General features: G+C 40.8%; 9 protein-coding genes. 3 read left to right on the top strand and 6 right to left on the bottom strand.

What is annotated here, in order from left to right:
- The first annotated feature begins 100 nt into the window (after positions 1 to 100).
- Genes DBR11_RS25360 through DBR11_RS25350 form a run of 3 tightly spaced genes read left to right on the top strand, consistent with a single transcriptional unit; the run spans position 101 to position 3,071 of the window.
- On the top strand, positions 101 to 316 hold the full coding sequence (locus DBR11_RS25360; RefSeq protein ID WP_108555370.1) for a FeoA family protein: 216 nt from the start codon (positions 101 to 103) through the stop codon (positions 314 to 316).
- Positions 317 to 320: 4 nt separating this feature from the next.
- Positions 321 to 2,438, top strand: coding sequence for a ferrous iron transport protein B (gene feoB / locus DBR11_RS25355; RefSeq protein WP_108555369.1), 2,118 nt, complete (start codon positions 321 to 323; stop codon positions 2,436 to 2,438).
- Between the two features lie 18 nt (positions 2,439 to 2,456).
- Entirely contained in the window at positions 2,457 to 3,071 is a 615-nt protein-coding gene (locus tag DBR11_RS25350) for a SprT-like domain-containing protein (protein ID WP_233260911.1), read from the top strand.
- Here the strand turns inward: DBR11_RS25350 and DBR11_RS25345 are convergent.
- The 6 genes from DBR11_RS25345 to tatC form a co-directional block, all read right to left on the bottom strand.
- Positions 3,020 to 3,823: a hypothetical protein gene (locus DBR11_RS25345; protein WP_108555367.1), complete on the bottom strand. Its 804-nt coding sequence runs from the start codon at positions 3,821 to 3,823 to the stop codon at positions 3,020 to 3,022. The genes DBR11_RS25350 and DBR11_RS25345 overlap by 52 nt on opposite strands.
- A 59-nt stretch (positions 3,824 to 3,882) precedes the next feature.
- Positions 3,883 to 5,862: a thiamine pyrophosphate-dependent enzyme gene (locus DBR11_RS25340; protein WP_233260910.1), complete on the bottom strand. Its 1,980-nt coding sequence runs from the start codon at positions 5,860 to 5,862 to the stop codon at positions 3,883 to 3,885.
- 33 nt (positions 5,863 to 5,895) lie between these two features.
- Positions 5,896 to 7,278: a LutB/LldF family L-lactate oxidation iron-sulfur protein gene (locus DBR11_RS25335; protein ID WP_199233959.1), complete on the bottom strand. Its 1,383-nt coding sequence runs from the start codon at positions 7,276 to 7,278 to the stop codon at positions 5,896 to 5,898.
- Positions 7,279 to 7,431: 153 nt separating this feature from the next.
- Positions 7,432 to 9,048, bottom strand: coding sequence for a M28 family peptidase (locus DBR11_RS25330; protein WP_108555364.1), 1,617 nt, complete (start codon positions 9,046 to 9,048; stop codon positions 7,432 to 7,434).
- Between the two features lie 25 nt (positions 9,049 to 9,073).
- A complete protein-coding gene (gene rpiB, locus DBR11_RS25325; protein ID WP_108555363.1) occupies positions 9,074 to 9,508 on the bottom strand; it encodes a ribose 5-phosphate isomerase B in 435 nt (144 codons plus the stop codon).
- Positions 9,509 to 9,532: 24 nt separating this feature from the next.
- Positions 9,533 to 10,420 carry a twin-arginine translocase subunit TatC gene (tatC, locus tag DBR11_RS25320; protein ID WP_108555362.1) on the bottom strand — a complete coding sequence of 296 codons (888 nt, stop codon included), beginning with the start codon at positions 10,418 to 10,420 and terminating at the stop codon, positions 9,533 to 9,535.
- Positions 10,421 to 10,468: the final 48 nt, after the last annotated feature.

Genomic DNA, 10,468 nt, shown 5'->3' with positions numbered 1-10,468 from the left:
GAGGCGACAGAGGCGGTATGAGGATGAGAATGTAACATAAGTTGGCCTTTATTTGGAATTATTATCAATAAAGGCTAACTTGCCCACCTAATTTAGGACAATGAAACTTTCGCAGTTAAACGTAGGAGAAACAGGAACTATAGTCGCATTTACAGATTTGGAGATGTCAGTCAAGTTAATGGAAATGGGATGTTTGCCTGGAGAACTAGTTGAAGTGGAACGTTTTGCGCCTCTTGGTGATCCTATGGCTATACGTGTAGCCGGCTATCAGCTTTGTTTACGTAAAAATGAAGCATCCGTTATCATAATACAATAAAGATTTGGCTTCTGTTTTTAAAATTGCCCTGGTTGGTAATCCTAATACAGGAAAATCGACCCTGTTTAATTTGTTAACTGGTTTAAACCAGAAAATTGGGAATTTCCCGGGGATTACCGTTGATAAAAAGGTAGGCTATTGTAAGCTGTCCAATCAGCAGCAGGCAGAGATCATAGATCTTCCCGGAACCTATAGTTTGTATCCAAAAAGCAGGGATGAGAGTATTGTTTTCCAGGTGCTTGCAGATAAAAGTAATTCCAGCCATCCTGACTTGGTCGTTTTGGTTGCCGATACGACGAACCTCCGTAGAAATCTGTTGTTATATTCACAGGTTGCAGATTTGGGTCTCCCTGTAATTTTGGTGCTGAACATGACCGACATGGCTAAGAAGGAAGGTCTGACGGTGAGTATTGACGTGTTGTCTAAAAGGCTGGGTATTCAGGTGGTGGCGATCTCTGCCAGAAGCAATATCGGTCTGGATGAACTTAAACTGGCAATTGTCAACAGTACAACGATTCCAACTCAGTTACCAGGAACAGATGTGCATGTACTGGCACCAGAAGCGATTGATAAAGCCAAAACTTTACTGGGTACGGAAAATGATTATTTTGCTTTACAGCTGCTTCACCAGCATCAGCACCTTGATTTTTTATCTGCAGAGCAACATAAAACTCTTGATGGGATAAAAGCAGGAGCAGATTTCGAATCTTCGAAGCAGCAGGGAGCAGAAACGATTGCCCGTTACAGGTACCTGAGCACAGTTCTTTCTGGTGTGATAGAGGATACCGGTGCCAAACGTAAATTTATCTTTAGTGATAAGCTGGACGCAGTATTAACCAACCGCTTCTGGGGATTTATTATTTTTATAGGGATTCTCTTTTTTATTTTTAATTCTATTTTTTCCTGGTCATCCTATCCAATGGAACTGATTGAAGGAAGTTTTGCCTGGTTAACAAATTATGGGCATCAGCATCTTCCGGATGGAATTCTGACCAATCTTTTTCTGGATGGAATTCTTGCGGGATTAGGTGGTGTAATGATCTTTATTCCTCAGATCGCTATCTTATTTGCTTTTATATCTGTCTTAGAAGATACAGGTTATATGGCAAGGGTGACTTTTATGATGGATAAAGTGATGCGTAAATTCGGGCTGAGTGGAAAATCGGTTGTACCGATGATTGGCAGTTTGGCCTGCGCAGTGCCTTCTATCATGAGTGCCCGGAATATTGAAAGCTGGAAGGACCGGATCATTACGATTATGGTATCTCCATTGGTCAGTTGTTCTGCCCGTTTACCCGTTTATACCTTACTGATCTCTTTGATCATTCCTAATAAACATGTTTTTGGATTTATCAATCTGCAGGGCCTGACATTAATGGGCATGTATTTGATTAGTATTCTTGCTGCTGTATTGGTAGCCTTTGTGATGAAATTTCTGATCAAAGCCAAAGAAAAATCTTATTTCATTATGGAACTGCCGGTATACCGGATGCCAAGGTGGAAGAACGTGATCTTTACGATGTATGAGAAATCAAAAACCTTTGTCTTTGAAGCTGGTAAAGTGATTATCGCGATTTCTATTATTCTATGGGTGCTTGCAACCTATGGGCCGCCAAAGCGTATGGAGCAGATTGAAAAAAAATATGCGCAGATTGAAGCTTCAAAGGATAGCGTACAGGTGAGTACACTGGAAAGGGATAAAGCCGCAGAACGCCTCGAAAATTCTTATGCCGGGATATTAGGACAGACCATCGAGCCGGTAATCAGACCTCTTGGTTTTGACTGGAAGATTGGTATAGCTCTTATTACGTCTTTTGCTGCAAGAGAAGCATTTGTGGGTACAATGGCTACAATCTATAGTGTAGAAGGAGGTGATGCACAGACGGGGACGATCAGGGCCAAAATGCTGGCGGCAAAAGATGCCAATACTGGATTACAGATTTTTACATTTGCGACTGGTTTTTCTTTGATGTTGTTCTATGCTTTTGCCATGCAATGTATGAGCACTGTTGCCGTTGTATTCCGGGAAACGAAATCCTGGAAATGGCCGCTGATCCAGATTGTATATATGACGGGGATGGCCTATGTAGCCAGTCTGATTGCCTACCAGTTATTAAAGTAATTTTCTATCTTAGCCTCTGTGGAAAAGGTACAAGTTCTTACGCAATATATGCCGCCGGCTGCTGCACCGCTGATCGCGAAATGGATAGATTATTTCCAGTGCGAGTTTAAAATATCCAGAAACAGGGCAACTAAGCTTGGAGATTACAGGCATCCCTTTAAAAATGCGGGACATAAGATTTCTGTAAACAATGATTTGAACCGCTATGCTTTTCTGGTTACGACAGTTCATGAATTTGCGCATTTACTGACCTGGAATGAACATAAGAATAAAGTAAAACCTCATGGACAGGAATGGAAAAACAATTTCAAAAGGATGATGAGTCCCTTTTTGGAGCAGTCTGTTTTTCCAGAAGATATTCACCGGGCCATTTTAACCTATCTGAGTAATCCTTCAGCATCCAGTTGTACCGATTTACAGCTCTCCAGGGCGCTTAAGAGGTATGATCAGGCATACAACTCCTCCAGGCTTGAAGAAATCCCTTTAAACACCGTATTCACAATTAAGGATGGACGGAAGTTTCGTAAAGGAGAAAGGCTTCGAAAAAGGTATCGGTGCCTTTGTCTGGACAATGGAAATATTTATTTGTTCAACCCTTTGGCCGAAGTAACTTTGCTGGCCACAGGAACATAGATGGCCTGATTGTCTTTGATGATCCAGTTAAACCGGATCTTTTCACCTTTGTATTTTAACGGGTCAGCGACAAGACTATCTACAAGAGCGTCTTTTTCTTGTATAAGTAGGGTAGCCTGATAAGCACCGTTAGTTTTACTTTTTAAGCTCATATAGCTTTCCTCGGGAAGAATATTGATTGCTTCAAATACCATTTCAAATTGATTTTGCTGCGTAAGAGCATCTTCTAAAAATTTGAATTTTCGCTGATAAGCCTCAGGATTTCCTTTATTGGAAGTGCTGATCATTTTATAGGAAGGTTTTTTTTGCTGGCTCTCATTGGAACTTTCTCTTTGTGCCATTTTAAAAATGGTGTTGTTTCTTAAATAAGTAAGCGTATCTTTTAATACGGCTCCCTGGATATTACTGGTTTTTACCAAAACAAGACTGTCATTTTTAAAATAGAATGCTTTTCTTGTATTCTTTAGTGCACCATTATCGTCATGGAAGATCATTAATAGGGTACTTCCGTTGTTTTGATATTGTTCAGCATAGAAAGAATGGTCTCTAATGGTATAAAGCAAACTGATTTTTTTTTCTGTCTTGTCCATGCTTTTGTCAATAGAATCAGCGTAGCTGTTGATGATTTTTTCATTTATTGCTGTAGCAACAGTATCCTGCGCCAGCCCAGACTGAGGGTGATTGGATTTAAGATTGCAACTGTAAAGTACACACAGAAGGTAAACAGAAACTAAGGCATTAAAGAATTTCATAACAGGAAAATTATTTAGATATGAATTCTGAATTACAGGCCATTATCGTGCCAATACAGCTAATAGGCCCGTAGCTTCTCTACATTTTCGTGTAGTCTGCTTTTCGCAAGAAAACTGTCTTCCAGTATTTTATTCATAGGGACTGCTGTGTCCAGGCTTCCGCATCTGATCACTGGAGCATCGAGGTATTCAAAGCAGTATTCTGAGATCCAGGCTGAAATTTCTGCGCCAAAACCAGAGCCCAGTGTATCCTCATGTAGAATTAATACTTTTCCCGTTGCCTGTACAGCGGTTTTTACCGTTTCTTTATCCCAGGGTTGTAAACTGTATAAATCTAACAGCATAATGGAGTATTCGGGGTACTGGTCGAGATAGGACAGCGCCCAGTGTACCCCCATTCCATAAGTGATGATCACCATGTCCTTTCCTTCCTTCAGGATATTGGCTTTCCCAATTTCAACAGTATAGTGGCCTTCGGGTACTTGTCCGGATAAACTTCTGTAGAGGTATTTATGTTCAAAATAGATGACCGGGTTTGGATCTTCAACAGCAGCCAGCAGGAGGCCTTTGGCATCATATGGAAAGGCGGGGTAAACTACCTTAAGTCCTGGAGTCTTGGTAAACCAGGCTTCATTGCTCTGAGAATGGAACGGCCCTGCGCTGGTTCCGGCTCCAGTTGGCATGCGAACTACTACATCTGCCTTTTCTCCCCAGCGGTAGTGTGTTTTTGCCAGATTGTTTACAATCTGGTTAAAGCCACAGCTTACAAAGTCTGCAAACTGCATTTCTACGACGGCTTTATAACCATTAATAGAGAGACCGAGTCCTGCGCCAACAATTGCGGATTCGCAAATCGGGGTATTTCGGACTCTTGCCTTACCGAATGTTGCACTAAATCCATCGGTAATTTTAAATGCACCTCCGTAACCGGCAATGTCCTGGCCCATTAAAACCAGGTTAGGGTATTGCTGTAGAGAGAGTTTAAGTGCGTCGCTGATCGCGTCCAGGTATCTCATTTCTGAACTAACTGCTCCTGGAGCAGCTACTTTTTGCTGATAAGGAAAGTACATCTCCTGAAGTTCGTGCTCTGGATTTGCAACAGGCTCGGGGTCTTGAAAAGCACTTTCTACTTCCTGCTCTATTTCTTGCTTTAGGCTGGCCTTTAAGGCATCGGCCAATTGGTCGTTGAGTATGCCCTGTTCATAGAGATAGGCTTCAAAAGTCTTTACAGGATCTTTTTTTTCCCATTCTTTAAACAATTCTTCAGGTACATATTTTGTTCCGGAAGCTTCTTCATGCCCTCTCATTCTAAAAGTAAGGCATTCAATGAGCACCGGTCTGGGGTCTTTCCTGATGCGCCCGGCAACTTCGTGTATCGCGTCATATACTTCCAGTACATTGTTGCCGTCTACCTGGATACCTTCAATCCCATAACCTATAGCCTTGTCCACTAGGTTTTTACAGTTATATTGTTCTGCAACTGGAGTCGACAGACCGTATCCGTTATTTTCTATCAGGAAGATGACCGGTAGGTTCCATACTGCAGCAACATTTACAGCTTCATGAAAATCACCTTCACTGGTTGCCCCTTCTCCTGTAAAAACTAAGGTAGCCTGTGGTTTTCCTTCAATCAGATCAGCCAGGGCAATGCCGTCTGCCAATGCCATCTGAGGACCAAGGTGGGAAATCATGCCAATGATTTTGTAATCCTGTGTGCCGAAATGAAAGGAGCGGTCTCTTCCCTTGGTAAATCCCGTTAATTTTCCCTGCCATTGGGCCATTAATTTTTTAAGGGGAACCTCTCTAGCCGTGAAAACACCCAGGTTACGGTGCATAGGAAGGATATATTCAGTTTCCTTCATAGCCAGTGTACTGGCAACGGCAATGGCTTCCTGTCCAATTCCTGAGAACCATTTGCCTATGCGGCCCTGACGAAGTAAGATGAGCATTTTTTCCTCTATCATTCTGGGATAGAGCAGTTGTTCATATAAGTTTAATAAAGTTGCATCATCCTTACTTTTTCTGTCAAAACGCATCATACTATTTGGTTTTTAGCAATCGGTTTAGGTTTCTTATTTCTGCTCCTTATTCCTTTCTTCCCATTGTTTAGAGAAAGATTTTGGGGCAATTTCCGGCATGGAACGATATTTACCCCATACTTTTTTGAATAGAAATTTAAGGAAAAAATTCTTCAGTTTTCCTCCAATCATGTCCATTCTGGATCTTTTTTGCATACCTGCTTTCCAAACCTTCCAGCCCATATCTTCCGATTTGGTGTTGTCGTGTTGAGCGGCAGCATCTCTTCGGTTCAGTAGCAGCATCTTGTGAATGTCGATCTTAACCGGGCAAACTTCAGAGCATTTTCCACATAGGCTGGAGGCATAGCTCAGGTGCTTAAAGTCTTTCATTCCCTTTAAATGAGGGGTGATGATGGAACCTATAGGTCCGCTATAGGTAGTATTATAAGTATGGCCCCCAATGTTCTTATATACCGGACAAGCATTCAAACAAGCCCCGCATCTGATACAGTATAAACCCTGGCGTTGTTCTTTCTGTGCCAATAGATTGGTTCTGCCATTGTCGAGCAGGATGACATACATTTCCTCGGGTCCATCTGTTTCACCGGCTTGTCTGGGTCCACTTAGTATGGTATTATAAACGGTCAGGTTCTGTCCGGTTCCGTGGCTTGCCAGCAATGGCCAGAAGAGATCCAGATCTGCCATAGAAGGAATGATTTTCTCAATGCCCACAATGGCAATATGTATTTTTGGAAAAGTAGTACATAATCGTGCATTACCTTCATTTTCTGTTAATGCAATGCTTCCGGTATCGGCAATCAGGAAATTACCCCCGCTAATTCCGATATCTGCTTTCAGGTACTTTTCGCGAAGTAATTCCCGGGCCTTTTGTGTTAACTGCTCTGGGGTAGCATCTAAAGGGGTTCCGAATTTTTCGTTGAAAAGTTTGGCGATGTCCTCCTTGCTCAGGTGCATCGCCGGGGTAACAATATGGTAAGGTGGTTGCCCCAATAACTGAACGATATATTCTCCAAGGTCGCTTTCCAGTGATTCTATGTCTTGTTTTTCCAGAAAATCATTTAAATGGATTTCTTCTGTCGTCATCGATTTTGACTTGATGACCGATTTCCCTCCACTTTTGTTAATGATGTTTAGAATCTCTTTCTGCGCTTCATTTGCATCATTGGCCCAGATCACTTTGCCTCCTCTTCGTTGGAAATTGGACTCGAATTCCGGTAAGAATTTATCCAGGTTCTCCATCACACGCCATTTGATTACATGGGCTTTTTTCTTCGAATTGTCTAGGTTTTCAAATTTAGACAATCCTCTTTCCACAGCAATATTGTATTTGCCAATATTGTGGTTGATCGTTTTACGATGTTCCAGATCAAACGCCTTCTCGTCAGCCTTTACCAAAAAATCCTCAGCAGTTTTCATCGTTATAGAATATATGTTTTTCGTTAGCAGGTGATGATTTCATCACGCTCAAATATAAATAATTAGGGTATAGCTAAAAGAATTAAATCTTTGAAATGGTTTTAAAATAGAAAAACCTGCTTGGATGGCAGGTTTTTCTATTGATAAATTTATTTAGTGCTTAGGTGTTCCATCTTCATTTTTGTCTACAACAGGTCTTTTAGGTCCATTGGCAAGTTCCCATGCAGTATAGTAAACCAATTGCGCTCTTCTGGCTAGTAAAGGGAAATTAATCTTACTTACCTCATCGCCGGGTTGATGATAGTCTGCATGTACCCCGTTAAAATAAAAAATCACAGGAATATTATGTTTTGCAAAATTATAATGGTCTGAGCGATAATAGAACTGGTTAGGATCTGTCCTGTTGTTGTATTTCATATCCAGGTTCATTTTGATATAATCGGTATTTGCCTTTTTACCAATTCTGTCCAGATCCGAGCTTAACATATCAGAACCAATGATATAGATGTAATCAGGTTGTTTTTCGTGTTCGGGATCTACACGGCCGATCATGTCAATGTTTAAATTGGTAATGGTTTTCTCCAATGGGAAAACAGGATGTTCAGAATACCATTCTGAACCAAGCAGGCCTTTTTCTTCTCCAACAACAGTCATAAAAAGAATGCTTCTTTTTGGGCCTCTTCCTGCTTTCTTTGCTTTAGAAAATGCTTCTGCGATCATCAGAACGCCAGTTGTTCCCGAACCATCATCGTCAGCGCCGTTGTTTACTTTATCAGGACCTGAAGAAGTCAGACCGATATGATCGTAATGTCCGGTAACAACGAGGATTTCTTTTTTAAGTTTTGGATCGGAACCCTCCAGAAAACCAAGTACATTTTCTGCTCTTACTTTCACTTCCTTTTTCACAGCTGTAGCACATAACGAAACCTCTACTTCTTTAGATGCAGGTTTTTTGGTTTCGGCAATTTGCTTCTGTAAAGATTCTACAGTTACTCCACCTGATTTTAACAACTCATTGGCCAGGCCAGGAGAAATAGAAATGACTGGCAGCGTCTTCTGGTTTTTTATCCTGGCTTCCAGTTCAGGTGTTTTTAACATGGGCTGTCCTTCGCCATTGTTATAACTTCCCTGTATTTGATCCCGGTTTTTTTCCCAGGAGAGATCGATCAGCAAAACGGCACTTGCCTGAAGATCCAGAAGGCTTTTTAATCTGGCTTGCCTGGCTACCATGGCTTTGCGCAGAGCAGCTCGGTCAGCTGGTTTCTCTTCGTTTTTGAAGGGATCTCCATCAGCAAAAATCATGACAACTTTACCCTTAAGATTTAAGCCTTCCAAGTCATTATATCCCTCTCTGTTTAAACCATATCCGGCAAAGACAACCGAGCTTTTATTGAATGTAAACCCATTTAAACTAACGTTATTTGGGTAGATGATAAAATCTCTAAGTACCTGCCTTGGTTCGCCATTAACGGTTACAATACTCTGGGTGAGGTTATAGGTAACCATATCAATAGGCTGAAAATAATCGCCGTTTACCGGGCCCTTTAGTCCAAGTGATTTAAAATGATTTCTGATATAATCAGCAGCCATCCAAGCCCCTTTTTTGCCAGTTTCTCTTCCCTCATATTCATCAGATGCCAGAACAGACAGGTGCTTGTAGGCGTTGTCTTTAGATATGCTTTGACTAAATCTAACTGCTGTTTTGTTTTGTGCGTAAGTACTTATACTGAGGAAAAGTACGAAGCTGGTATAGAGGAAGTATTTCTTCATGAGCGGGGGATTTACAAAACTTAATTTAACAGGATATTTTATCTACACGGTTGGCATGCCTGCCACCTTCAAATGCTGTATCTAAAAAAGTGGTCACCATTTCTTTCGCAAGATCTTCGGAAACAAATCTTGCGGGAATACAAATGATATTTGCATTATTGTGCTGCCTGGCTAATGAAGCAATTTCGTTCTCCCAGCATATTGCTGCACGAATGTGCTGATGTTTATTGGCAGTAATGGCCACGCCGTTTGCACTACCGCAAACGAGTACGCCAAAATTAAATTCACCGCTTTCTACTGCATTTGCAACTGGATGTGCAAAATCAGGGTAGTCAACAGATGCCGGAGAATGGGTGCCAAAGTCTTTTGTTTCATAATCAGCCAGATAGGCTTTTATGATTTCTTTGTATTCATATCCGGCATGATCAGCCCCAATTGCAATTTTAAGTTTAACAGACATATTAAGTTTTAAATGGTTTTCGTTTTACTCCGGACGTTTTGAAGTTCCGTATAATTCTTTATTTCTTTTTCTTTCAATATGCGCTGAGATAAAGATACTCAGTTCGTATAAGATGAATAGTGGAAAGGCAACCACCAGCATCGTAATGATATCTGGGGTAGGTGTAACCACTGCTGCTATAATTAAAATAACCACTGTAGCATATCTTCTGCTGGCACGCATAAATTTGGGTGTCATGATACCAAATTTAGAGAGGATATAGATCACTACTGGTAATTCAAATATAATCCCTGTTCCAATGGTTAGCGTGGCGACAGAGGATAAATAGGAATCGATAGTAAAGGTATTTTCAATTTCAGCACTCACTGAAAAGTTGGTCAGAAAGTTAATGGATAGGGGGCAAATGATAAAGTATCCGAACAGGATACCAATGATGAACAAGCTGGAAGCAAAAAATACAAATCCACTTGTCGATTTTCTCTCGTTCTCATGTAGGGCTGGTTTGACAAATAACCAGAGTTCAAACAGAAGATAAGGAATTCCAAAGATGATACCGGTCATTACACAGGAGTTGATCTGTAGGGTAAACTGACCTGCCATTTCTGTGTTGATAATTTTTCCCTTGATTGTTTTAATGCAGAAGTCGGAACCCAAAGAAGGAAAATAGTCTACCATTCTGCACATCATTCTATAAGTCCAGAAATCGGGTTTTTTAGGTCCCATAATAACGGTATTGAAAATGAAATCGTAGAACCAGAAAGCTAGTCCTGTAAAAATCACAATCACCAGCAAAGCCCTTAATAAATGTTTTCTTAGTACATCAATATGGTCAAAGAAAGACATTTCTGATTCCAGATTTTTACCCTTATTTTTTATGGAATCAATTAGATCCTGTGTTTTATTATCGCTCATGTAAATTACTAGTTAAACAAAAATACCATTCTGTTTTATATAGAATGG

The organism is Pedobacter sp. HMWF019, assembly GCF_003061025.1.
In the GTDB taxonomy this organism is placed as follows: Bacteria; Bacteroidota; Bacteroidia; order Sphingobacteriales; family Sphingobacteriaceae; genus Pedobacter.
This window is presented reverse-complemented; position numbering and strand designations above follow the sequence as displayed.